This is a genomic window from Ideonella paludis (genome assembly GCF_018069865.1).
Classification (GTDB): Bacteria; Pseudomonadota; Gammaproteobacteria; order Burkholderiales; family Burkholderiaceae_C; genus Ideonella; species Ideonella paludis.
In genome coordinates, this window is the sequence record NZ_JAGQDG010000001.1 from 225,103 (window position 1) to 248,219 (window position 23,117).

The window sequence follows — 23,117 nt, forward strand, 5'->3', positions numbered from 1 at the left end:
GCGACGGGCAATCACTGAGTACCCAGCAGTCGGAGGCAGCGGCATTGCCCGCGGTGTTAGCCCACTGCTTCGAGAACTGCTTCATCCGCACCGCCAATTGCCAGACGCTCTAAGGACCGAGCAAATGCACCAAGTTGTTCATAGTTGGTGAGCAACTCAACCGTCAAAGACGATTGCCCTTCAGCCCTGTCGTGTTCTTGAACCGGAGTGTTGAGCTTGACGCGGCAACCGACTTGGCCGGTGGAACCAACAGGGTAGAACGTAATGCCAACATGCTCTTGTTCGATGCCACCCCCGGACTTACTCCAGAATCCACCGTGCATTCCAAGCGGTGCATCGTCAGGCAATGGAAATGCAACGGCAAGTTTCTTCGCCAACTCGAGGAGTTCCGTTTCCAGGAACCAAGCAGACCCTGAACCGGCAAAGCCGCTGGAGTGGATTCCGGCAAACAACTCGCCCGTACCATCGGTATCGCGCTCGAACTGGAGACGGAGAGCGTCTGGCATGTTGTAGGACTAGTGTTGGACGTAGAGAGCGGCAGCGCACAGCGAAGGGACCCAAAGTGCCTGACCAGTTAGCTTCCCGCGCGATTCCTTGGGATCTATGCCCATTGATCAAACCCCAGACGTTCATGGGCATCCGACACTCTCTTCGCTGCATCAGACGACCGGCAAGCTGCTGCAACCATAAATGCCGCGACGTATGCTGCGTACTGACAAGACTTGAGGATGTGCTTGACCTCGGAATCCGTTGTTTGGCCTGCCAGATTGCCTTGTTGAAAACGACGCAAGACTTGGGCGCTGCCACCATGGGTAAATGAATTCATGGCGGTCCACTCACGTGCGTGCACGGTTGACAAAGCGCCTGAGACAAATGGGGGCATCTGTTCTAGTCGTTCAATCATCTTTTTGATCTTTGGGGGATCGTTGCCCTCAATGAAGCTCTTGGCTTCTGCGTCGCTGGCAACGTGCCAGAAGTACAAGCCTCTAATCAAGGCTTCATATTGAAGGCGCACTAAAGCTGCAGCACTTCCACCCAAGTTGCGCTCCAGCAGAACCGTTACTGCATTGAAGTGTTCGATGGTCAATTGAAACAACGCCGTGGCAATGCATTCGCGTGTCTCATTGGGAAGGGGCAACCCATCGAGTTGAGAATTTATTGTGGCAGCGAATAGCTGTGCATCAACAAGTCTCTCGGTGACTTTCATGCTACTAAATAACGTTCTAATGAAGTGGATGATCCACTGCAGGGGATCGCTTGGGCGGAGAGATCACAGCCGTGCTGCTCCATGAGCCCCATTTGGCAAAGACCAAGCTGCTCAAGCTTTTGTCTACAAGCCTCTTCGCTGCCGCAGATTCCTATAGTCTCGCCATTATGAAAGGGCACTGGTCCTTTCCCAACAGCCCGTTCGAGGAGTACCAAAAGACCGACGTTTGAATGCTTCGACCAGTGTAGTAACGGCACACTAGGCTGGCATTGTTGGCAGCCCCAAGATCACCATGCTCCGGAACGGCGTAATGATCGCCCGGAAGGACTCTCACCTCCCAGATCAAGACCCTGCGGCCAGACAGCAACAGGGCCAAGCTTGCTAGCAAGACCACCACAACTGCGATCAGAATGACTCGGAGCGCTCGAACTCTCATGGGCCTAACTTTCGTGTCAAAAACGCCAGTCGCCCGAAAGCCCTCTCGACCGCAACAGGCTACTGAGCCTCTGCTTAGGTCAGCGTCAGCGTTGGCGCAACATGCATTTCACTGAACTGCCTTGTGCAGTTACGGGAGGGTACCTTTGCTCCGAGCCCAATGACTATAGCGCTGTGTCGGCGCCTCGTAACGCCTATTGATGGGTGCATGCTTTGTGGAGGACTCATTGAAGCCCAGGCAGAACCCCGTGCACCAGCAGCGCGGCCAAGCTTCCCACCGCCGCCCCCACCCAAAGGTCTCTGGGCACATGCCTCTGCAGCACCAAACGCGACCACGCCACCCCACCGGCCAGCAGTGCACCGAAACCGAGGGCCACAGCGTTGGGCCACATCAAACCCGCTGCAAAGCACGCAAAGCCCACATGCAACGACAGCTTGCACCAGCGCTGTAGGGCCAGGGCCACTAGCACCAGTCCGCCACTGGCGGCAAGGCCCACGCCCAAGGCGAGCGCGCCGTTCAGCCAAGCCAAGGCCGACGAGCCCAGCAAGACCGCCGCGACAAAACGATTGAGCTGCAGACGCTCTGGCCGCTGTGAGGCGTCCACATGCGCCCAGGCGCCGCGCCTCACCTGCCACAGGCTGTAGAGCACCACCAGCGCCGTGATGCCTACCGCCACCCCCAAAGCGGCCTGCGCTGCAGCCCCCATTTGGCGTGACAACACCATCAGCGCCAGAGGCATCACCACGCCGGGGTGGCCGATGAGGGACAGTGCGCGGGCTAACGCGATTCGGCTCATGTCAGCAGGTAGCGCACATCGGGGCAATGCTCTTCGTTGGCAGCCCCATCGCTGAAGGCCACGGCCTGAAAACCGTGCCGCTCGTAGAAGGCTCTGGCCCCCACATTAGCTTGGAAGCAGTACAGGTGGACAGGCCGTGGCAACTGCTTCAGCGCATGCTGCAACAAATGAGAGCCCGCGCCCCGGCGCAGCAGGTGGGGCTGCACGTAGAGCTGGTCGATCCACGCTTCGCCGTTCTGCAAGCTGCTGGCCACAAAGCCCAGAACCTGCTCGCCGTCGCTCAACACGCTCACGCCACCGGCGGGCAGCAAGACCTCGCGCACCCAGTGGCGCACGTCGTCATCCTCGTGGGCCAGTTGCGCATAAGGCATGCAGGCCTTTCGCGTGGCGAGGAAGAGCGTCGCAATATCTGTGGCGTCTTCAGCGCGCGCTGGGCGAATGGTGCAGCTCATTCACCCAAGCCCAAAAAGACGGCCATGCGCTGCAACTCATCCTCCAAGGCCAGCTTGAAGGCTTTGTCTTTAGGCGCCGCCGCCACAAAACCCACATCAGGCTGCAGCACGCCGCCTTTGGCACTAACGTTGGCCCAGCCGATGACCTGGTCGCGCCACAGCAGCGGCAGGGCGTAATGCCCGCGCACGCGCTTGGCGGCGGGGGTGTAGGCCTCAAAACGGTAGGCCCAGCCCCAGAGCAGTTCAAAGCGGCGGCGGTCCCAGACCACGGGGTCAAAAGGGGCCAGGAGCCTGACCTGCTCATCTGCGCTATATTTTCTGGCGGCGGGGTTTTCGCCTTCTGGCCAGAACCAGGTGATGCCGTCCACCACCGCGCTGGGCAGGCGCGCGCGGGCGCGTTGCAAGGCGGCTTTGCGGTGGTCGCGCCATTGCGGCACGCCGCCCGAGAGGTGGCTGACCAACTGGCCCAGGCTGGCGGCGGGCAGCGGGGCGTATTTGGCGACGATGACATCGACCAGGGCGTCCATGATGGCGTCGCGGCTCATGGGGCTGGGCTGGTGCTCGCGCGCGGCATAGAGGCGCTGGCCGCCCTCGCGGCGCGCCACACGCAGCAGGCCGCGGTAGTGCATGCCTTCCAGCAACTGGGTGCTGGCCTTGCTGTTGCCGCCAAACCAGTTGGTGACGCTGCCGTGGTCAAAGTGCGCGTCCACCTCGGCGGGCCGGACGACGCCGCGCTCGCGCACAAAGGCCAGCACCTCTTGAGCTTGCTGGACCTGTCTGGGGAGCCAGACGGTGCGCGGCGTGCGCGGGTGCATCAGGTGGTGCAGCTCGCGCGCCACAAAGCCGTAGTTGACGAAAAAGTCTTCTTCAATCGGCAGCTTGGGGTAGCGGGCTTCCAAGTCGCCCGCGCGGTAGCCCACCACACGGTGGCGCAGGGTCAGGTCTTGGGCCCGGGCAGGGGCGCGCAGCGGGTCGGCCTGCACAAAGCCTAAGCGGGCCAAGGCCTTGGGCAAAGTGGTGGGCGTGAAAAGACTGCGCGCCACAGCATAGCGGCGCAAGGTATCCAAGGTGAGCACAGATGAAGCCATGGATGGATGATGCCGCAAGCTTTGCGTGGGCAGACGCAGCGACAATCAGGGCTTGCCCTCAACCTTTGCTCTACCCGCCCATGACAACGCTAGGAACCCCGCTCTCGCCCTCTGCCACCCGTGTGATGTTGCTGGGCTCAGGCGAGCTGGGCAAAGAAGTGCTGATTGCGCTGCAGCGCCTGGGCGTGGAGACCATTGCGGTGGACCGCTATGAGCACGCACCCGGCCAGCAGGTGGCCCACCATGCCCGCACCATCACCATGAGCGACCCGGCGCAACTGCGGGCGCTGATCGAGGCCGAAAAGCCCGCGCTGGTGGTGCCGGAGATCGAGGCCATCGCCACGCCGGTGCTCGAAGCCCTGGAAGCCGAAGGCCTGGTGCGCTGCATCCCCACCGCCCGAGCCGCCCGCCTGACCATGGACCGCGAAGGCATTCGCCGCCTGGCCGCCGAAACCTTGAAGCTGCCGACCAGCCCCTATCAGTTTTGCGACTCGCTGGCCGAGCTGCAAGCCGCCATCGACGCCGGCATTGGCTACCCCTGCATCGTCAAGCCGGTGATGAGCAGTTCGGGCAAGGGCCAAAGCAAGATTGACGGCCCCGCCGATGTGCAGAAGGCTTGGGACTATGCGATGGCCGGTGGCCGGGTCAGCCACGGCCGGGTGATCGTCGAAGGCTTTATCGACTTTGACTACGAGATCACCCAGCTCACGGTGCGCGCCTTGGGCGCTGAGGGCCAAGTCGAGACGCATTTCTGCGAACCCATCGGCCATGTGCAGGTCAGCGGCGACTATGTCGAGAGCTGGCAGCCCCACCCCATGAGCCCCACTGCGCTGGCCCGCTCGCGCGAGATCGCCCGCACCATCACTGAGAACCTGGGCGGCCAAGGCCTGTTTGGGGTGGAGTTGTTTGTGAAGGGCGACGAGGTGTGGTTCAGCGAGGTCTCGCCCCGCCCCCACGACACCGGCATGGTGACCCTGACCACCCAGTGGCAAAACGAGTTTGAGCTGCATGCCCGCGCCATCTTGGGCTTGCCCGTCGACACTTCACTGAAGAGCCCTGGCGCCAGCGCCGTGATCTACGGCGGCGTCGAGGCCACCGGCATTGTGTTCGACGGTGTGGCCGACGCCCTGCGGGTGCCCAACAGCGACATCCGCCTGTTCGGCAAGCCGGAGAGCTTTGTCAAACGCCGCATGGGTGTGGCCCTGGTGCATGACGCCGATGTGGAGGTGGCCCGCACCCAAGCCAAGCGCGCCGCCGCCTTGGTCAAACCCCGCAAAGCCTGAAGGAGCAAAGAGATGAATGTGCTGAAGACCGCGATTGAGAGCGTGCTGATTTTTGAGCCCAAGCTGTTTGGCGACGCCCGGGGCTTTTTCATGGAGAGCTTCAACCAGAAGATCTTTGATGACGCCGTGGGTGGCCACACGGCCTTTGTGCAAGACAACCACTCGCGCTCGGCCAAGGGCGTGCTGCGCGGCCTGCACTTTCAGCGCGCACCGCACGCCCAGGGCAAGCTGGTGCGCTGCGCCGCCGGTGCGGTGTTTGATGTGTCGGTGGACATTCGCCGCGACAGCCCCACCTTTGGCCAGTGGGTCGGTGTGGAGTTGAACGCCGAGAACCAGCGCCAGCTGTGGATCCCTGCGGGCTTGGCGCACGGTTTTTTGGTGCTGAGCGAGTCGGCCGACTTTCTCTACAAGACCACCGACTACTACGCCCCGCAAGCCGAAGGCGCGGTGCGCTGGGACGACCCCGACTTGGCCATTGCCTGGCCTAACGTGGGCATGGCGCCGCTGCTCTCCGGCAAGGACGCAGCCGCGCCCTTGCTGAGAGACGCCGTGCTGGGTTAAACGAAGCCCAACTGGCGGCTCGACGCCGACCAGTTGTTGAGCCCCGGCAGGATGGTGGACAACTCGGCATCCCCCACGCCAAACCAGCGGCCCAGCGTGGCGGCGTATTGATCAACACTGGTGGTGGGCAGGATGACGCCCGAGGGCAGCAGGTCGGGGCTGTCGTAGCCGCCCTTGCCGTCGGCCGCACCCAAGATGGGCATGCGGCCATAGAGCGCACCGCCGCGCACGGCGCCCCCCATGACCAAGTGATGACCGCCCCAGCCGTGGTCGGTGCCATCGCCATTGCTGGTGAAGGTGCGGCCAAAGTCGCTGGCGGTGAAGGTGGTGACGGATTGGTCCACACCCATGCTGCTCAAGGTGCGGTCAAAGTAGGCCAGGGCATGCGCCAGCTTGGCCATGTTGCGGGCCTGCGCGATGGGCTGGTTGTCATGCGAGTCAAAGCCACCCATGCTGACGAAGAAGACCTGGCGCGTCATGCCCAAGGTGTCGCGCGCAGCGATGGTGCGCGCCACCGCTTGCAACTGGTAGGCCAAGGGGTTGAGCACCGACTTGCCCGTGTCGGGCTCCACATACTGCAGCAGCGGGTCGGTGGTGGCGGTTTGGCCGGTGGTGCCCCAAGGGCCGTTGACGGGCAGGCCACTGGACAGCACGGCCTCGGCATCTTGCCCACGGGCCATCACGGCCGCGTGCTCGCGCTCCAACAACTGCGGGTTGGCAGCGCTGCGCGTGATGGCTTGGAGTTTTTGCTGCACCACGGTGGAGCCAAACACCTTGCCGCTGGTGCCGCCCAAGCGGACCGGGCCGGCTGGGCCCATTTGGTAGCCGCGCACGGTGGCCCCGTTGAGCCACACCGCATTGCCAGCGACCGACACACCACTGAACATGGCGCGTTGGTTGCCGGACATCAGCAGGTCCGCAAACTGGCCGCCCCAGCCCTTGGTGCTGCCCTCGACGCCGAAGGCTTGCCACATGGTCTGTTGGTCGTTGTGCGAGAACAGCTTGGCCGGGCGTGCGCCCACACCGCTGAGGTAGTTGGCCTTGGTCAGTGGCCCAATCATGGGGCCGACATTGGCCATCACAGCCATGCGTTTGGCATTGAAGAGGTCACGCACGCCGCCCATCACCGGGTGGAAGGCCAAGCCCTCGCCGCCCACGGCGGTCACACCCAAAGCACCGCCCAAGCGCTCATGCAGCACCGTGCTGCTGGCTTTGGCGGGCGTGCCCGGCGCGGCCAGCGCGATCTCGGCCACACCGCCGCGCACGCTGTCATAGCGCTGCCAGGTGGCTGCGTCGGTGCTCAGCACCATGTTCATGGCGTCATTGCCGCCGGTCATGAAGACACACACCAGCGCTTTGTAGCCCGTGGCACCCGCAGCGGCGGCATTGCCCATGGCCGCCAAGCCCAGGCCCAAACCCGTGGCAGCCGGGGCCACCAGGCCCAGCGCTGAAGCGCGGCGCAGGACCTCGCGGCGCGAAAGAAGATCAGAGCGTTGCGTCATGATGGGGTTCACTTCTGGACGATGAATTCAGGGCTGACCAAGGTCAGGGCCAAAGCGGTCAGCGCACGGTTGCGCTTGGCGCTTTCAATGGCGGCGGTGTTGTTGTTCTTGGGCGCGGGGATGGTCACCGAGTTGATGGCGGCCAAGGTCTCGTTGCTCAAGGTGGCCGAGGCGCCCCCAGGCAGCAAGCGCGAGTGAACATGGGCCAGCAGGGCTTCGGGCCGGTCGGCCAGCGCGATCGCCGCTGAGATGTCGGCCTGCAGGTCGGGCCGTGTGGCCTTGCCGTCTGCCCCCTTGAGGCCCACGCCACGCTCCAGCGCCAAGAGCATGTAGTTCACATAGCCGGCGGTGCTGCCCTCCGAGGTGATCTGCATCTCTGGCAGCGTCAGGCCCAAGGCGGCGGCTTCACCCCCTGGCGGCACATAGCCTGGGCGATAGAAGTTGAACACGCTGGGCGAGCGCCAGGGCGTCTGCGACAACTGGGTGGTGACGTCGTCGGTGTTGCCCATGAGGACGACGCCGCTGTCGGACTTGGCGCCGAAGGCGCGCAGATAGGCGGTGAGGCGCAGCACGGGCTCGCGCAGCTTGCCGTAACGCTCATCTTGGGCCACCGTGGCGCTGCGGGCTTCTTCATCCAGCAGCACGGCCCTGAAGACGGCCTTCATGTCGCCACGCACGCCCAGGCCATTGTTGTCGAACACGCCCGCCACGCGGCTCACATAGGCCGGGCTGGGGTGGCTGGTGACCAAACGCTGGATGAGCTGGCGCCCGATGAAAGGCCCAACATTAGGGTGGTTGAACAAGGTGTCCATGGCCACCTTGAGGCTGGCCGCTGGGTCGGCTACGCCCTGCGCCGCCACACCGGTGCCCAAGAAGGACTTGGCACCTTGCTCATGGAAGCGCGAGTAGCCTTGCATGGGCATCGCATAGCGGTTGGCATCCAGATAGCCTGGGGAGCCCCAGAAACGTTGGTTCTGCTGGTCCGGACCGCCCCAGCTGAAGCCGGTGAAGACCTGGGACAGCCCCACGATGTCATCGGCGCTGTAGCTCTCAACAGGCTTGCCCGCCCCGTCCAGCACCACGCTGCCATCGGGCCGCAGTTGGTACAGGCCAATGGAGAACAGTTGCATCACTTCGCGGGCGAAGTTTTGGTCGGGCTGGCGGCCGGTCAAGGGGTCGCCTTTGCGGTTCTTGATGTGCGAGAGGTAGAGGCCCATCGCCGGGTGCATGGACACGTCTTGCAGCAGCGTGCGGAAGTTGCCAAAGGCATTGCGGGCCAGCATGTCCTGGTAATCCGCCAAAGCCTCGGCGCGCTCTTCACCGAGCTCGGCCTGTGACACCACAAAAATCTGCGAGAGCGCAAACGCAGCCCGCTGACGCAGCTGATCGTCGGCGTTCAGCGCGCGCTCGTAAAACGACGAGATCAACTCATTGGAGGAGGCCACGGCCTTGGCATCCAGCAGCTTGGCCTTGGCGGTGGCCGCGCGCCAACGCGGCAAGTGCGTGGTCGTGGCTGGCAAGGCCAGTTGAGCGTCCACCCAGGCCGGTGCGCCCACCGTCTGGATCTGCGCGATCACGGGCTCGGTGGGGCCGAAAGTGGCTTGTGTGGCCAAGCGAAATGCGTCGGCACGGGTGGGCAGCGTCGGGCTGGGCGCAGGTGCTACCGGCGCGGGTGCGGGTGCGGGCTGGGGCGCTGGCGCCGGGTTGGTGGGGGTGGGAGCCGGCGCGGGCGCAGGCTTGCTGCCTTGTGGCGTTTCGTTGGAGCCGGCGGCGGGCTCAGCGCCGCCACCGCCCCCACATGCAGCCAGGGATAGCAAGACCGCTGCACTGAAGGCCTGCGCCAGACGGCGCGGAATGACTGCACGCGCCAGCAGCGCGGGGGACCGATTGCCCATGATGACCACCTTGTTCCGAAGACACCGTCCACACGGCGTCGATCAGACAGGGGTATCGGCCCTCGGCCCAGGCTGCTGTAGCAGGCCGTAACGCTTGCTTACTTGAAGGGGAAAAACACCGGAATTGCCACTAAAGCCACGGCCAAAAAGGCGATCGCGACCGGCAAACCTGTGCGCACAAAGTCGCCCATGGTGTAGCGGCCAGGGGCCATGATCATCAGATTGGTCTGGTAGCCATAAGGCGTGATGAAGCTGCAACTGGCGCCATACAAGACCGCCATCACAAAAGGCATGGGAGACAGGCCCAATTGCTCAGCCACACCCACCGCCACCGGAAAGGCCAGCGCTGCTGCGGCGTTATTGCTCATCAGCTCAGTCAAGATCCAGGTGACGACCAAGAGCACCGCCAAGGCCCAATAAGGCCCTGCATCTTGGGCCCCGGCCAGCAAGCCCGAGGCCATCATCGTGGCTGCGCCGGTGTTGACCATCACCTCGGAGATGACCAGCGAGGAGGCGATGATCATGATCAGCTCCCAAGGCACATTGCGCCGCAAGTCATCGACCCGCGCAAAGCCCAAGAGCAGGAACACGGCGAGCAGCGCCAGCATGCCCTTCAGAAAATCGAAGACGCCAAATGCCGACAGGCCGATGACCGCCACAAAGCCGATCAGCGAGAACCAGCTCTTGCGCGGGTCCACGAACTTCTGCACTTCGCGCTGAGAGACGATGACGAAGTTGCGGCTGAGGTTGTTGCGCTTCTCAAAGTCTTGCCCCACCACCAGCACCAAGGCGTCACCCACCTCCAGGCGCATGTTGCCGATGGAGCCGCCCAGGCGTTCACTGCCACGTCGCACGGCGATGACGGCGGCATCAAAGTGGGCGCGGAAGTCGACTTCACGAATGGTGCGTCGCGCCAGCATGGAGCCGGCCGCCACCACCACTTCCACCAAATTGGCCAGCGGCAAATGGTCGTCATGCGCATGGGTGCGCAAGCCCGGGAAGCGGGCCAGCAGATCCACCCGCGTCACATCGCCCGTGAAGACCAGGACGTCACCGGCATTCACAAAGCGATCAGGCTCCACCGGGGCAATCACATACTCGCCCCGCAGAATTTCGGTCAGGAAGAGATGCCCCAGATTGCGCAGCCCCGCTTCTTCAATGGTCTTGCCGATCAAGGGGCAGTCGGGCAGTACCTCGGCCTCTAGGAAATAGTCGCTGGCAGACTCTTCGGCGGGCGGTTGTGCCTTGAGCAGCTTGGGATAGACCAAGACCATCACCAAGCCGCAAGCCACCACGATCAGAATGCCCACAGGAAACAAGTCCAAGAGCTTGAGTTCCGGCATGCTGCGCCCGACCAACAAGCTGTTGACCAGCAAATTGGTGCTGGTGCCCACCAGCGTCAAGATGCCGCCCAGAGATGCGGCAAAGCACATGGGCATCAGCAAGCGCGACGCGCTGTGCTCGCGGTTGGACTTGAGCGGCCCCAGCAGCGAAGCCACCACAGCCGTGTTGTTCAGGAAGGCCGAGTACAGCGCGGTGGCGCCATAGAGCTTGACCAAGGCCCAGCGATAAGGGCCGCGCACCAAGCGGTCGGCAATCAGCTCCAGCATGCGGCTCTTGTCCAGCACGATGGACAGCAGCAACAAGACCACCACCGTGATCAGCCCGTTGTTGGTGAACTGCTTGAGGGTGTCTTTGATGCTGATGTAGTCCAGCATCACATACAAAAAGGCCACACAGGCAAACACAATGCCCGGCGATTTTTTGTCGCGCACCAACTCCACCACCAGCCAAGCGAGGCTGGCGAAGACAAGGCCTTGATCAAACGTCATGGGGGGGCTCACGGTAGAGGGCGCCGACAGCAAGGCGCCTGCCTCTCAACAAAACGCCAGGACGTCCCAGCCTGTCTGAGCCCCCCCGCAGGGGCGCTCAGAAGGCGGACGTCAAGGCGACGAGGCCTGAGGGCTTCAGTCGATCAAGCCCAGCGCCTTCAAGCGCAGGATCACTTGGTCGGCCGCTTGCTCGGGCGATTGCGTCGTGGTGTTGACGCGCAGCTCGGGGTTCTCAGGCGGCTCGTAGGGGCTGGAGATGCCGGTGAAGTTGGCGATCTCGCCGCGTCGGGCCTTCTTGTAGAGACCCTTCACATCACGCTCTTCGGCCACCGCCAGCGGGGTGTCCACATGCACCTCGATGAACTCGCCTTCGCCCATCAGGCCACGCGCCATCGCCCGCTCAGAGCGGAAGGGCGAGATGAAGGCCGTCAGCACGATCAAGCCCGAATCCACCATCAGGCGAGCCACTTCGGAGATGCGGCGGATGTTCTCCACGCGGTCTGCCTCGGTGAAGCCCAGGTCCTTGTTCAGGCCGTGGCGGATGTTGTCACCGTCCAGCAAATAGGTGTGGCGGCCCATGGCGTGCAGCTTCTTCTCCACCAAGTTGGCGATGGTGGATTTGCCCGCCCCCGAGAGGCCGGTGAACCACAACACGCCAGGGCGCTGACCCTTGGCCTTGGCGCGAGCCGCCTTGTCCACATCCACATGCTGCATGTGGATGTTGTGCGAGCGGCGCAGCGCAAAGTGCATCATGCCCGCGCCCACGGTGTTGTTGGTCAGGCGGTTGATGAGGATGAAGCCGCCGGTGTCGCGGTTGGCGGTGTAGGGGTCAAACGCAATCGGGCGGTCCAGCGCCAGGTTGACCACACCAATTTCATTCAGCGCCAACTGCTTGGCTGCCAAGTGCTCCATGGTGTTGACGTTGACCTTGTACTTGGGCTCGGTCACCGTGGCGGGCACCGTCTGAGTACCGATCTTCAGCAGGTAGGGGCGGCCCGGCAGCATGGGCTCGTCGTGCATCCACACCAGCGTGGCTTCAAACTGGTCGGCCACTTCAGCGGGCGACTCGGCCGAGGAGATGACGTCGCCGCGCGAGATGTCGATTTCATCCGCCAGCGTGATGGTCACGCTTTGGCCGGCCACAGCCAGCGGCAAGTCGCCATTGAGCGTGACGATGCGCGACACGGTGCTTTCGCGGCCCGAGGGCTGCGCGCGGATGCGGTCGCCCGGCTTGATTTGGCCGGAGGTGATGACGCCGCAGAAGCCACGGAAGTCGAGGTTGGGGCGGTTGACCCACTGCACCGGCAGGCGGAAGGCTTCCTTCTGCAGGCGGGTCTCGTCGATCTCGCAGGTCTCCAAGAAGCCCATCAGCGTGGGACCGTGGTACCAGGGCGTCTTCTCGCTGGGCGAGGTCATGTTGTCGCCCTTCAAGCCCGACAGCGGGATAGAGGTGATGTCGCCCAGGCCGATCTGCTTGGCAAACTCGCGGTACTCCTCATTGATCTGGTTAAAGACCTTTTCCGAGTAGTCGACCAAGTCCATCTTGTTGATCGCCAGCACCACTTTGCGAATGCCGATCAGGCTGACCAGATAGCTGTGGCGACGCGTTTGCGTCAGCACGCCCTTGCGCGCATCGATCAGGATCACCGCCACATCGGCCGTGGAGGCGCCGGTGATCATGTTGCGGGTGTACTGCTCGTGGCCCGGGGTGTCGGCCACGATGAACTTGCGGCGGTCGGTGCTGAAGAAGCGGTAGGCCACGTCGATGGTGATGCCCTGCTCGCGCTCTGCGGCCAAGCCGTCGACGAGCAAGGCAAAGTCGATGTCGCCACCTTGCGTGCCCCATTTCTTGGAGTCGTTCTCAATCGCGGCCAGTTGGTCTTCGAAGAGCATCTTCGACTCATACAACAGCCGGCCAATGACGGTGGACTTGCCGTCGTCGACCGACCCGCAAGTGATGAAACGCAGCAAGCTCTTCTTCTCGTGCTGCTTGAGGTACTGCTCAATGTCGGTGGAGATCAGGTCCGAAACGTGGGCCATGGTGATTCCTTGATACGTGTGTCCGTTGACGTGCGCGTGCTTGTGAAATTGCTCCGCGCGTCGAAGTGCCTGTCTGGCCTCGGGAAGCGAGGGTTTCCCTCAGCAACCCGAGCGCCCCCTCGGGGGGCAGCGACCGGCAGGGAGCGTGGGGGCACTATCCCGGGGGGTTAGAAATACCCCTCCTGTTTCTTCTTCTCCATCGACGCCGCCGCATCGTGGTCAATCATGCGGCCCTGACGCTCCGAGGTCTTGGTCAGCAGCATTTCTTGAATGATGGCAGGCAGGGTGTCGGCCTCGGACTCCACCGCGCCTGACAGCGGGTAGCACCCCAAGGTGCGGAAGCGCACGTTTTTCATCATCGGGACTTCGCCTTCGCGCAAGGGGAAGCGCTCGTCGTCCACCATGATCAAAGTGCCGTCGCGGTCCACCACCGGGCGCTTGGCCGCGAAGTACAGCGGCACGATGGGCACGTTTTCCAGGTAGATGTATTGCCAGATGTCCAGCTCAGTCCAGTTGGAGATCGGGAAGACGCGGATCGACTCACCCTTTTGCTTGCGGCCGTTGTAGAGGCGCCAGAGTTCAGGGCGCTGGTTCTTCGGGTCCCAACGGTGCTGGGCCGAGCGGAAGGAGAAGATGCGCTCTTTGGCGCGGCTCTTTTCTTCGTCGCGACGCGCGCCACCAAAGGCCGCATCAAAGTTGTACTTGTCCAGCGCCTGCTTCAAGCCCTGGGTCTTCCACATGTCGGTGTGGATTTGCGAGCCATGCGTGAAGGGGTTGATGCCCAACTCTTTGGCTTCAGGGTTGTGGTGCACCAGCAGGTCCATGCCCAACTCCTTGGCCATGCGGTCCCGCATTTCGTACATCGCCCGGAACTTCCAGGTGGTGTCCACGTGCAGCAGTGGGAAAGGAGGCGGCGAAGGGAAGAAGGCCTTCTTGGCCAGGTGCAGCATCACGGCCGAATCTTTGCCGATGGAATACAGCATCACCGGGTTTTCGGCCTCGGCGACAACCTCGCGCATGATGTGGATGCTCTCGGCCTCCAGTCGCTGCAAATGGGTCAAGCTCATGGGATGGTCCCTTTCTTCGGGCGGATGAACAGGCTGGGGGGTAGAAAAAAAAGAACGCGCCACGCGCTGCGGCATGGCGGGGGCTGACGCCCTGGCCGGCGGCGCAGCGGGCAGCAAGGCCACCGGGGCCTTGAGGCTGGGCTCGGGCTGCGGCTCAGCCAGCGCGCGGGATTGCGGCTGCACCGGGCAAGGCTCGACACGCAGATGGGCCTGGGCCGACATCCAAGCGGTCAGTTCGGGCGCTCGGCTGAGGTCAGGCCCAGCCAAAAACACGTGCCAGTTGCCGGCGCGCAGCGCAGGCAGGCGCGCCAGAAAATCTTGATAGGCGGTGGCGCGGGCCATCTGCGCCACCGGCAGCCAGCGCAGCGTGCCGCGCGGGCAGACCGCCACCAACAAGCCCGCAGGGGCGGGGCGCTGCGGGTGGGCCAAGGCCCCCATCCACAGCAGACGCTCGGCGGTCTTAGGGCGAGAGGCCAGCCCTTGAGCGGGCATCCAGACCTCTTGCCACCAGCGCTGGGCGTCTGGGTCTTGCTGCGCAGTCTCACGCAAGGGCTGCACGCTCAAGCCCCAGCGCGCCAGCAAGCGCGAGACGGATCGCGCCTCCAGCGCCACTTGCCAGCGGCGCAGGCTGAAGGCTTGAATGGCGGCGGCATCCCACAAACCGGCCGGCAGGCCAACGGCTTCGGGCGGGCCTTGCAAAACGGCCTCGCGCAGTGCGGCCTCAGCCTCAGGCGCCAACACTCGGCCCTCGCCCTTGGGCCGGCCCCGGGCCGCCACCTCAATGGCAGACCAGCCGCCGCCCTCAAAAGCCTTGTAGGCCTTGATGATGGTGGGGACGGACAAACCCGTCTCAGCCTGGATGCGGGTCAGGCTCAGCCCATCCACGCGCAACTGCACCGCCCGCTTGCGGCGGGCATTGAGTGCGTTGACATCGAGTGCGGAGGCGTCTGCGTGATCCAAGGGAAACCCGGACAGTAAATGTTTTAGGGGTCGAATTCTTGCACGCGATAGGCACAATGCCCCATCCCTTGTTTGAAAGCCCACACGATGAGCCACCCTGTCGCCCACGATTTGCCTGGCCTGCTGCAGCGCCTGACGCCCCTGATCCGGGACGCGGGTCAAGTCATCATGGACATCTATGCCACCGACTTCGACGTGACCCAAAAGGGCGATGACTCCCCCGTCACCGTGGCCGACCAAAAGGCCGAAGCCGTCATCTTGGCAGGCCTGGACAAGCTGGCGCCCGGCATTCCGGTGGTGGCCGAAGAAGCCGTCGCAGCAGGGCACATTCCGGAAGTGAGCGACTGCTTCTTTTTGGTAGACCCACTGGACGGCACCAAGGAATTCATCAGCCGCAACGGCGAGTTCACCGTCAATATCGCGCTGATCCAGCAAGGCCGCCCGGTGCTTGGGCTGGTCTATGCACCCGCCATTGGCCGCCTGTTCGGGGGTGCCGAGGGCCACGGCGCATGGCTGGAAGACGCCCAAGGCCGCCGCAGCATCGCCTGCCGCAGCGTGCCTGCCGAGGGCCTGACCGTGGTGGCCAGCCGCTCGCACGGCGATGAAACCGCGCTCGACGCCTTCCTGAACGGCCGCACCGTGGCCTCGCGCACCAACGCTGGCTCGTCGCTCAAGCTCTGCTTGGTGGCCGCCGGCGAAGCCGACCTCTATCCGCGCCTGGGCCGCACCATGGAATGGGACATTGCCGCGGGTGATGCCGTGCTGCGCGCCGCCGGCGGCAAGGTCTGCACGCTGGACGGCGCCTTGCTGGGCTATGGCAAGCCCGGCTGGGACAACCCCCACTTCGCGGCCTCAGGGCTCTGATACCGTCTGCGGGTGCCGACACCCGCCTGTGTGAGCCCTTGATGTCTGAGTTGGATGCCGCAGACCCGCTGCACGGCCTGAGCGCCGTGCTGGCGCACGGGCGTTTGCTGGCCAGCAACGAGACCCTGGCGGACTTGCTGGCGCCGGTGCGGGTCATTCCCGCCCGCCCGCGCTTTGTGGGCGACGCCCAAGCCGTGCTGGCCTGGGGCCGCAAGCCCAGCGCCGAACGCGCCGAAGCCTGGGCCCAAGAACAAGGCCTGCCGATTTTGCGGCTGGAAGACGGTTTTTTGCGCTCGATGGCGCTGGGGCCGGACAGCCCGGCGCTCTCCCTGGTAGTGGATGACCAAGGCATCTACTACGACGCCAGCCAGCCTTCGCGCTTGGAGACCTTGATCCGCCAGCCGCTTTCGGCGGAAGAGGCCGCTCGGGGCCAAGCCCTGGTCAACGCCTGGCGCGAGGCCCGCGCCTCCAAGTACAACCATGCCCGCGAGCACCCGGAATGGGCCCGCGACGGCGATGTGCTGGTGGTGGACCAAACCTTTGGCGACGCGTCGATCGCCTACGGCCAGGCCAGGGCCGCCAGCTTCACCCAGATGCTGCAGGCAGCCCTGGACGAACACCCCCAGGCGCGGATCCTGCTGAAGGTGCACCCCGATGTGTTGGCCGGGCGCAAGCGTGGGCACTTCAGCCAAATCAGTCAAACCCTGAGCCCAGCCGCCCGTCAGCGCCTGCAATGGCTGGCCACCGATGCCCACCCACCCGGCTTGCTGGAGCATGTGGCGGCGGTCTACACCGTCACCTCTCAAATGGGCTTTGAGGCCCTGCTCTGGGGCAAGCCGGTGCGCTGCTTTGGCATGCCGTTTTACGCCGGCTGGGGCCTGACGCAGGATGAACTTCCCGCCCCAGCGCGCCGCGAGGCCCGCTCCCTGGCGGCCCTGACCCATGCCGCTCTGGCGCGCTACCCGCGCTACATCAGCCCGGAAACGGGCCAGGCCTGCACGGTGGAAGACCTGCTGAGCTGGGTCGGCCTGCAGCGCCGCTGCCGCGAGCGTTTTGCGCCCAGCGTGGTGGCGGTGGGCTTTTCGGCCTGGAAACGGCCCATCGTGGAGGACTTTTTCGCCGGCAGCGAGGTGCGTTTCCAAGGGCCACGCAAGCCCATTGCGCCCGGCAGCACCTTGGTGCTGTGGGGCCAGCGTGAACTGCCCCCCGCCGCGCAAGGCTTGACCCCGCCCGTGCAGGTGGTGCGGCTGGAAGACGGTTTTTTGCGCTCGGTGGGCCTGGGCGCCGACCTGGTGCGCCCGCTGTCGTGGGTGATGGACCGCAGCGGGCTTTATTACAACGCCAGCCAGCCCTCCGACCTGGAACACCTGCTGCTGAACACCGACTTCAGCCCCGCCCTGAAGGCCCGCGCCGCGCAACTGCGAGCGCGCATCTTGGCGCTGGGGGTGACCAAGTACAACGTCGGCCAAACCGCCTGGAGCCGCCCCGACACCCCCCGGCCGGTGGTGCTGGTGGTCGGCCAGGTGGAAGATGACGCCGCCCTGCGCTGGGGCGCGCCCGGCATCAACACCAACCTGGGCTTGCTCAAGGCGGTGCGTGCCGAACGCCCCGACGCCTACCTGATCTACAAGCCTCATCCGGACGTCGTGGCACAGCTCAGGGAGCCGGGCGCCAAAGAGGCCCGTGCCGTCCATTTCTGCGATGAAATCATCACGGACACGCCCATGGACAAGCTGCTGCGCCTGGTAGATCAGGTGCACGTACTCACATCGCTGGCTGGTTTTGAGGCCCTGTTGCGCGGCACACCCGTGGTGGTATGGGGCTGCCCCTTCTATGCGGGCTGGGGCCTGACGGACGACCGCCAGCCTTTGATGCGCCCCCGCCGCCCCCTAGATTTAGACAGCCTGACGGCGGCCACCCTGGTGCTCTATCCCAGCTACGTCAGCCGACACAGCGGCCACTTCTGCACACCCGAGCGCGCGGTGGATGAATTGCAGCACTGGCGAGACACCGAAGGCCCGACCTCCACCACCTTGCCGCGGCAGGCCTGGCGCATGGCCTTGCGCTGGGGCAAACGGCTGCGAGATAGTGCCAACCCGTCCAACTGAACCCCTCAGAGACATCCAAATTGGGGGTCTGCTTTTGGCGGCATTGCCGCTAGACTGATGCAAAGCACAGGGGGATCGTTGGCCCGGGCACAGTTTGTCTAAGGCGGCATGAGCCGCTACGGAGCCACTGCGCCCGGCAATGGCCTTCCTGTGATCACCTCAGATCACCGCCATGCCTCCCCGGTCTCTCCACCTCCTCTTGAGCCACCAGCGCACCTTGCTGCTGCAAGGCCCGATGGGGCCGTTCTTTGAACGGCTGGCCGGGGTGCTGCGCGCGCAGGGGCAGGCCGTCTGGAAGGTGAACTTCAACGGCGGCGACGATCAAGACTTCAACGGCCCCGGTGTCATTCGCTTCCAGGCACCGCTGGCCGCTTGGCCTCATCGCATTCGCGAGCTGCTGGCGGAGTTGAATATTGACGCCTTGGTGCTGTTCGGGCAATCCCGGCATTTGCATGCCCAGGCGATTGAAGCCGCCGAAGAGGCCGGCATCAGCGTCTATGTGTTCGAAGAAGGCTATATTCGGCCGGACTACGTCACGCTGGAGCGTGGCGGCGTCAATGCCCAGTCCTCTTTGCCGACCGAGGCTGAGTTTTATCGCCAGCTCGACCTAGAGCCCACTCCCGCGCCCCTGCCCACCGGCCAGAGCTTTGCCACGATGGCCCGATGTGCCGCCCGCTACGGCTGGGCCATGCACAAAGCCCGGGCCCAGTACCCGCACTACAGCCACCACCGCAGCCTCTCACCCGTGCCGGAAGGTTTGCTGTGGCTGCGAGGCGACTGGCGCAAATGGAAGTACCGCTTTCTGGAGCGAGGCACGTGGGCAGCACTGACCGCCCCCGAGCGACACAAGCGCTTTTTCTTGGTGCCGCTTCAAGTGCAGAACGACAGCCAGATCGTGCACCACTCGCGCTACGAGTCCATGCTGCCCTTCATCGATGATGTGATGGAGTCCTTTGCCGCCCGTGCGGACCACGGTGACTGGCTGGTCTTCAAGCATCACCCGATGGACCGGCCCTACAACGACTTCACCCGGCAGATTGCGGTGGCGGCGGCCAAGTTCGGCCTCAGCGATCGGGTGCGCTACGTGCACGACCTGCACCTGCCCACCTTGCTCAAGGCCGCCAAAGGCGTGGTCACCGTCAATAGCACCACGGGCTTGCAGTCTTTGTTCCACGGCACGCCGGTGGCCACCTTGGGGGACGCCTTCTACAATGTGCCCGGCATGGTGCAGGTGGGCAATCTCGACCACTTCTGGACCCACGCCGGCGAGGTCGATGCCGACCTCTTCCAGCGCTATCGGGCCTTCGTGATCCGCGAGACCCAGCTCAATGCCAGCTTTTATGCCGACGCGCCCGGCTTGTCGTCCAGCACGGTGATCAAGCGGCGCGAGGCCGTCGTGGCATCCACCCCCAGCGAAGCGGCCCAGGCCTCGGCCTGATCGCCGCCGATCCGGCCCACATTGAAGTAAGCCGCCTGTGGGTGGGCGAGGTAAAAGCCGCTGACGCTGGCCGCCGGTGTCATGGCCAGGCTCTCGGTCAGGCCCATGCCGATCTCGTCGCAGGCCAGCACACTGAACATCTCGGCCTTGACCCCATGGTCCGGGCAAGCCGGGTAGCCCGGTGCGGGGCGAATGCCCTGGTACTGCTCGGCAATGAGTTGCTCGTTCGTGAGCTGCTCATCGGGCGCATAGGCCCACAGCTCGGTGCGCACACGCTGATGCAGGCGCTCAGCAAAGGCCTCGGCCAGGCGGTCGGCCAGAGCCTTGAGCATGATGGCGGAGTAGTCGTCATGCGCAGCTTCAAAGGCTGCGGCTCGGGCCTCGGCGCCCAGGCCGGCAGTCACCGCAAACAGGCCGATGTAGTCGGGCTGCGTGCCCTTGGGCGCAATGAAGTCGGCGAGTGAGCGATTGGGGCGCTTGACGCCGTCCACCACCGGCCGCTCGGTCTGCATGCGCAGCGGCGCCCAGCGCAGCAGCACCTGCTGGCGGGTCTCATCGGCATAGACCTCAATCACATCGTCGTCCACCGTGTTGGCCGGGTAGAAGCCCATCACGCCATGCGCCTGCAGCCAGCGGCCATCGATGATCTTCTTGAGCAGGGCCTGGCCGTCGGCCAGCACCTTGCGGGCCGCGTCGCCCACCACCTCGTCTTGCAGGATGGCCGGGTAGGGCCCGGCCAAGTCCCAGGTCTGGAAGAAAGGGCCCCAGTCAATGCAGGCGGCCAGCTCGGCGAGGTCGTACTGCTTGAACACGCGGCGACCCAAAAAGCGCGGCTTAGACGGCGCCACGGTCCAATCCATCTGCGCCTTGTTGGCCCGGGCCTGGGCCAGGCTGACCAAGGGTGTGGCCTTGCGGTTGGCGTGCTGCTGACGCACCCGCTCATAATCTGCGTTGATTTCAGCCACGTAGTCGCTTGAGCGCTCGGGCGAGAGCAGGTCGGAGCACACGCCCACGGCGCGGGATGCATCGGGCACATAGACCACCGGCGCGCTGTAGTGCGGCGAAATCTTGACGGCCGTGTGCACGCGGCTGGTGGTGGCGCCCCCGATCAGCAAGGGCATGGCTCGCTCGCGGAAGTAGGGGTCGCGCTCCATCTCGGCGGCCACATGCTGCATTTCTTCGAGGCTGGGGGTGATGAGGCCGGAGAGGCCAATGATGTCGGCGCCCTCTTCTTTGGCCTTGGCCAAGATGGCCTGGGCCGGCACCATCACGCCCATGTTCACCACATCGAAGTTATTGCACTGCAAGACCACCGAGACGATGTTCTTGCCGATGTCGTGCACATCGCCCTTGACGGTGGCAATCACGATCTTGCCCTTGGCTTGTGCCGAGCCGCCGGCGTCAATCAGCGCGGCCTTCTCGGCCTCGATGTAGGGCAGCAAGTGGGCCACGGCCTGCTTCATCACCCGCGCGCTCTTGACCACCTGCGGCAAGAACATCTTGCCCGCCCCAAAGAGGTCGCCCACCACATTCATGCCGGCCATCAGCGGGCCTTCGATCACATGCAAGGGGCGCCCCCCCTCGGCTTTGATCTGCTGCCAGACCTCCTCGGTGTCGACCTCAATGAACTCGGTGATGCCGTGCACCAGCGCGTGAGAGAGCCTCTCTTTGACGGGCGCTGCGCGCCAGGCGAGACGGGCGGTGTCGTCCTTGGCCACGCCCTTCACATGCTCGGCCACTTCCAGCAGGCGCTCCGTGGCATCGGGCCTGCGGTTCAGCACCACGTCTTCGACCCGCTCGCGCAGGTCGGCGTCCAGCTCGTCATACACGCCCACCATGCCGGCGTTGACGATGCCCATGTCCATGCCCGCCTTGATGGCGTGGTAGAGGAAGACGGTGTGGATGGCCTCACGCACCGGCTCGTTGCCACGGAAGCTGAAGCTGACGTTAGACACGCCGCCCGAGACCTTGGCGCCAGGCAGGTGCTGCTTGATCCAGCGCGTGGCCTCGATGAAATCTACAGCGTAGTTGTTGTGCTCTTCGATGCCCGTGGCAATGGCAAAGATATTGGGGTCAAAAATGATGTCTTCGGCGGGGAAGCCCACCTTGTCCACCAGCACCCGGTAGGCGCGCTCGCAGATTTCGGTCTTGCGTGCAAAGGTGTCGGCTTGGCCTTGCTCGTCAAAGGCCATCACCACGGCGGCGGCGCCATAGCGGCGCACCAGCGTGGCTTGGCGGATGAACTCGGCCTCGCCCTCTTTGAGCGAAATGCTGTTGACGATGCCCTTGCCTTGGATGCACTTCAGGCCCGCCTCGATCACGCTCCACTTGGACGAGTCGATCATCACGGGCACACGAGCAATGTCAGGCTCCGAGGCGATCAGGTTCAAAAAGCGCACCATGGCCGCCTGGCTGTCCAGCATGGCCTCGTCCATATTGACGTCGATGACCTGGGCACCGTTCTCGACTTGCTGGCGGGCCACCGAGAGCGCGTCTTCAAAGCGCCCTTCCAGAATCATGCGGGCAAAGACTTTGGAGCCCGTGACATTGGTGCGCTCACCGATGTTCAGGAACAAAGAGTTGTCGTCGAGAACGACAGGCTCCAAGCCAGACAGGCGCATGGGAGAGGGAGCTGCAAAGGAGTTGGGCATGGCAATTCAGGCGGGATGGCTCAAAATGCCCCAGGAAGCCGCGGCTGCACAAGACGCACCTCACCCGGGGGTGAGCGTGGTTATCGTCCGCATGACCGGATGGCCCAAGCCTGACAGTGACGCATTCCGCACTGCTGCAACGCTCCTTGGAACCCCCCATTTTACCTAGGCCGCAAGGGCCGCTGAAGCGGTTATCGTTCGACCATGGATTCCACCGCCTCCGAGCACGGCGCATTGGCGCCCCGCTCCATCCTCGAAGAGCCCACCTTGGCGGCCAAGGCCGAGGCCTTGCTGCGCACACCCACTGCACTCTCAGAGCTGACAGCCGCCGAGGCCCGCTGCGTGGTCAGCTATATGCGCTTGGTGTCTTACGACGACGGTGCGCTCTTGTTCCGCGAGGGCGACCAAGAGCAAACCGGCTACATGCTGCTGATCTTGCACGGCGATGTGACCGTGGAGAGCACCGTGGTCAGCCGCACCGAGCCCATCGTGATGTCGGTGCTGGGCCCTGGCAATTTGATTGGTGAGATGGGCCTGCTGGATGGCGCGCCGCGTGCGGCCTCTTGTGTCGCGAGCTCGCCCGTCACAGGGGCTGCGCTGTCACGCCGCTCCTTGCGTCGCCTGATGGATGACGCCCCGGAAGTGGCCACCAAGCTGCTGATCGCCGTCTCCCAGCGCTTGGCCGAGCGTCTGCGCGAGAGCGGCCGCCAGCAGCGCATTTACTGCCAACTGGTGCGCGCCATGCAAGACGAGATCGACGCCCTGGAGCGCAAGCTGCTGCAGGTCATCCACGGCTCGGCGGCGCGGGCGCAGGCCCAGACAGTCGCGGCGCAACAGCCGCGCCAAGCCCCGGACGAAGACTCGGCCATGACCCGGCCCATGGTCGGCGGCGATTTCGGCCCTTACTGACGCGCCCGCCTGCGAGTGCGTCTGCCCG

The 23,117-nt window shown here is 64.3% G+C and carries 17 protein-coding genes, 1 pseudogene and 1 riboswitch; of the genes and pseudogenes, 6 read left to right on the forward strand and 12 right to left on the reverse strand.

The features are described from left to right. Nucleotides 1–56 precede the first annotated feature (56 nt). The 5 genes from KAK11_RS00930 to KAK11_RS00950 all read right to left on the reverse strand — a co-directional run bounded on the left by KAK11_RS00930 (nt 57) and on the right by KAK11_RS00950 (nt 3,979). Nucleotides 57–506, reverse strand: a complete 450-nt coding sequence (locus tag KAK11_RS00930; RefSeq protein ID WP_210805241.1) for a hypothetical protein — start codon at nt 504–506, stop codon at nt 57–59. A 95-nt stretch (nt 507–601) separates the two neighbouring features. Further along, nucleotides 602–1,207 carry a DUF6988 family protein gene (locus KAK11_RS00935; protein WP_210805243.1) on the reverse strand — a complete coding sequence of 202 codons (606 nt, stop codon included), beginning with the start codon at nt 1,205–1,207 and terminating at the stop codon, nt 602–604. A gap of 659 nt (nt 1,208–1,866) precedes the next feature. After that, complete coding sequence (locus tag KAK11_RS00940) at nt 1,867–2,439, reverse strand: phosphatase PAP2 family protein (RefSeq protein WP_210805245.1); 573 nt, start codon at nt 2,437–2,439, stop codon at nt 1,867–1,869. Beyond that, on the reverse strand, nt 2,436–2,891 hold the full coding sequence (locus tag KAK11_RS00945; protein ID WP_210805247.1) for a GNAT family N-acetyltransferase: 456 nt from the start codon (nt 2,889–2,891) through the stop codon (nt 2,436–2,438). Before KAK11_RS00945 ends, KAK11_RS00940 begins: the two co-directional genes overlap by 4 nt. Then, the gene (locus tag KAK11_RS00950; protein ID WP_210805249.1) at nt 2,888–3,979 is read right to left on the reverse strand and encodes a DNA glycosylase AlkZ-like family protein; all 1,092 of its coding nucleotides are present in this window, start codon (nt 3,977–3,979) and stop codon (nt 2,888–2,890) included. The genes KAK11_RS00945 and KAK11_RS00950 overlap by 4 nt, the downstream gene beginning before the upstream one ends. Before the next feature lie 80 nt (nt 3,980–4,059). Between KAK11_RS00950 and purT the strand changes: the two genes are divergently transcribed. Both purT and rfbC read left to right on the forward strand, forming a co-directional pair. Continuing rightward, complete coding sequence (gene purT, locus KAK11_RS00955; protein ID WP_210805251.1) at nt 4,060–5,262, forward strand: formate-dependent phosphoribosylglycinamide formyltransferase; 1,203 nt, start codon at nt 4,060–4,062, stop codon at nt 5,260–5,262. 12 nt (nt 5,263–5,274) lie between these two features. Continuing rightward, complete coding sequence (gene rfbC, locus KAK11_RS00960) at nt 5,275–5,823, forward strand: dTDP-4-dehydrorhamnose 3,5-epimerase (RefSeq protein WP_210805253.1); 549 nt, start codon at nt 5,275–5,277, stop codon at nt 5,821–5,823. On the opposite strand, the gene KAK11_RS00965 is transcribed toward rfbC, so the two are convergent. From KAK11_RS00965 to KAK11_RS22110, 6 genes and pseudogenes are all read right to left on the reverse strand, one after another. Continuing rightward, nucleotides 5,820–7,325, reverse strand: a complete 1,506-nt coding sequence (locus KAK11_RS00965) for a DUF1501 domain-containing protein (RefSeq protein ID WP_210805255.1) — start codon at nt 7,323–7,325, stop codon at nt 5,820–5,822. The two genes, rfbC and KAK11_RS00965, sit on opposite strands and share 4 nt — an antisense overlap. 8 nt (nt 7,326–7,333) lie before the next feature. Next, nucleotides 7,334–9,220, reverse strand: coding sequence for a DUF1800 domain-containing protein (locus KAK11_RS00970; protein WP_310737718.1), 1,887 nt, complete (start codon nt 9,218–9,220; stop codon nt 7,334–7,336). Nucleotides 9,221–9,318: 98 nt separating this feature from the next. After that, nucleotides 9,319–11,052 carry an SLC13 family permease gene (locus tag KAK11_RS00975; RefSeq protein ID WP_210805257.1) on the reverse strand — a complete coding sequence of 578 codons (1,734 nt, stop codon included), beginning with the start codon at nt 11,050–11,052 and terminating at the stop codon, nt 9,319–9,321. A 135-nt stretch (nt 11,053–11,187) separates the two neighbouring features. Continuing rightward, nucleotides 11,188–13,092, reverse strand: a complete 1,905-nt coding sequence (gene cysN, locus KAK11_RS00980) for a sulfate adenylyltransferase subunit CysN (RefSeq protein WP_210805259.1) — start codon at nt 13,090–13,092, stop codon at nt 11,188–11,190. Nucleotides 13,093–13,259: 167 nt separating this feature from the next. Then, nucleotides 13,260–14,159 (reverse strand): sulfate adenylyltransferase subunit CysD, encoded by a 900-nt coding sequence (gene cysD, locus KAK11_RS21660; protein WP_246498292.1) that lies wholly within the window; start codon nt 14,157–14,159, stop codon nt 13,260–13,262. A 510-nt stretch (nt 14,160–14,669) separates the two neighbouring features. Further along, nucleotides 14,670–15,227, reverse strand: a pseudogene (locus KAK11_RS22110) (winged helix-turn-helix domain-containing protein); the annotation flags it as partial. On the opposite strand from KAK11_RS22110, the gene cysQ reads away from it, so the two are divergent. The 3 genes from cysQ to KAK11_RS01000 all read left to right on the forward strand — a co-directional run bounded on the left by cysQ (nt 15,207) and on the right by KAK11_RS01000 (nt 19,529). Continuing rightward, nucleotides 15,207–15,983, forward strand: coding sequence for a 3'(2'),5'-bisphosphate nucleotidase CysQ (cysQ, locus tag KAK11_RS00990; protein ID WP_210805263.1), 777 nt, complete (start codon nt 15,207–15,209; stop codon nt 15,981–15,983). The pseudogene KAK11_RS22110 and the gene cysQ overlap by 21 nt on opposite strands. Before the next feature lie 41 nt (nt 15,984–16,024). Beyond that, nucleotides 16,025–18,091 (forward strand): capsule polysaccharide biogenesis protein, encoded by a 2,067-nt coding sequence (locus KAK11_RS00995; protein ID WP_210805265.1) that lies wholly within the window; start codon nt 16,025–16,027, stop codon nt 18,089–18,091. A gap of 172 nt (nt 18,092–18,263) precedes the next feature. Next, a complete protein-coding gene (locus KAK11_RS01000) occupies nt 18,264–19,529 on the forward strand; it encodes a capsule polysaccharide biogenesis protein (RefSeq protein ID WP_210805267.1) in 1,266 nt (421 codons plus the stop codon). Here the strand turns inward: KAK11_RS01000 and metH are convergent. Next, entirely contained in the window at nt 19,430–22,180 is a 2,751-nt protein-coding gene (metH, locus tag KAK11_RS01005) for a methionine synthase (RefSeq protein ID WP_310737719.1), read from the reverse strand. The genes KAK11_RS01000 and metH overlap by 100 nt on opposite strands. A 65-nt stretch (nt 22,181–22,245) precedes the next feature. Then, a riboswitch (S-adenosyl-L-homocysteine riboswitch) is annotated at nt 22,246–22,334 on the reverse strand. 50 nt (nt 22,335–22,384) lie between these two features. On the opposite strand from metH, the gene KAK11_RS01010 reads away from it, so the two are divergent. Then, the gene (locus tag KAK11_RS01010) at nt 22,385–23,089 is read left to right on the forward strand and encodes a cyclic nucleotide-binding domain-containing protein (RefSeq protein ID WP_210805271.1); all 705 of its coding nucleotides are present in this window, start codon (nt 22,385–22,387) and stop codon (nt 23,087–23,089) included. Nucleotides 23,090–23,117 lie beyond the last annotated feature (28 nt).

Bases quoted from the DNA above. Each gene is read 5' to 3' on its own strand.
- KAK11_RS00935 (WP_210805243.1), bottom strand. From the start codon at position 1,207: ATGAAAGTCACCGAGAGACTTGTTGATGCACAGCTATTCGCTGCCACA.
- cysN (WP_210805259.1), bottom strand. From the start codon at position 13,092: ATGGCCCACGTTTCGGACCTGATCTCCACCGACATTGAGCAGTACCTC.
- KAK11_RS01000 (WP_210805267.1), top strand. From the start codon at position 18,264: ATGCCTCCCCGGTCTCTCCACCTCCTCTTGAGCCACCAGCGCACCTTG.
- KAK11_RS00940 (WP_210805245.1), bottom strand. From the start codon at position 2,439: ATGAGCCGAATCGCGTTAGCCCGCGCACTGTCCCTCATCGGCCACCCC.
- cysQ (WP_210805263.1), top strand. From the start codon at position 15,207: ATGAGCCACCCTGTCGCCCACGATTTGCCTGGCCTGCTGCAGCGCCTG.
- KAK11_RS00965 (WP_210805255.1), bottom strand. From the start codon at position 7,325: ATGACGCAACGCTCTGATCTTCTTTCGCGCCGCGAGGTCCTGCGCCGC.
- cysD (WP_246498292.1), bottom strand. From the start codon at position 14,159: ATGAGCTTGACCCATTTGCAGCGACTGGAGGCCGAGAGCATCCACATC.
- purT (WP_210805251.1), top strand. From the start codon at position 4,060: ATGACAACGCTAGGAACCCCGCTCTCGCCCTCTGCCACCCGTGTGATG.
- metH (WP_310737719.1), bottom strand. From the start codon at position 22,180: ATGCCCAACTCCTTTGCAGCTCCCTCTCCCATGCGCCTGTCTGGCTTG.
- KAK11_RS00930 (WP_210805241.1), bottom strand. From the start codon at position 506: ATGCCAGACGCTCTCCGTCTCCAGTTCGAGCGCGATACCGATGGTACG.
- rfbC (WP_210805253.1), top strand. From the start codon at position 5,275: ATGAATGTGCTGAAGACCGCGATTGAGAGCGTGCTGATTTTTGAGCCC.
- KAK11_RS00945 (WP_210805247.1), bottom strand. From the start codon at position 2,891: ATGAGCTGCACCATTCGCCCAGCGCGCGCTGAAGACGCCACAGATATT.
- KAK11_RS01010 (WP_210805271.1), top strand. From the start codon at position 22,385: ATGGATTCCACCGCCTCCGAGCACGGCGCATTGGCGCCCCGCTCCATC.
- KAK11_RS00975 (WP_210805257.1), bottom strand. From the start codon at position 11,052: ATGACGTTTGATCAAGGCCTTGTCTTCGCCAGCCTCGCTTGGCTGGTG.
- KAK11_RS00950 (WP_210805249.1), bottom strand. From the start codon at position 3,979: ATGGCTTCATCTGTGCTCACCTTGGATACCTTGCGCCGCTATGCTGTG.
- KAK11_RS00970 (WP_310737718.1), bottom strand. From the start codon at position 9,220: ATGGGCAATCGGTCCCCCGCGCTGCTGGCGCGTGCAGTCATTCCGCGC.
- KAK11_RS00995 (WP_210805265.1), top strand. From the start codon at position 16,025: ATGTCTGAGTTGGATGCCGCAGACCCGCTGCACGGCCTGAGCGCCGTG.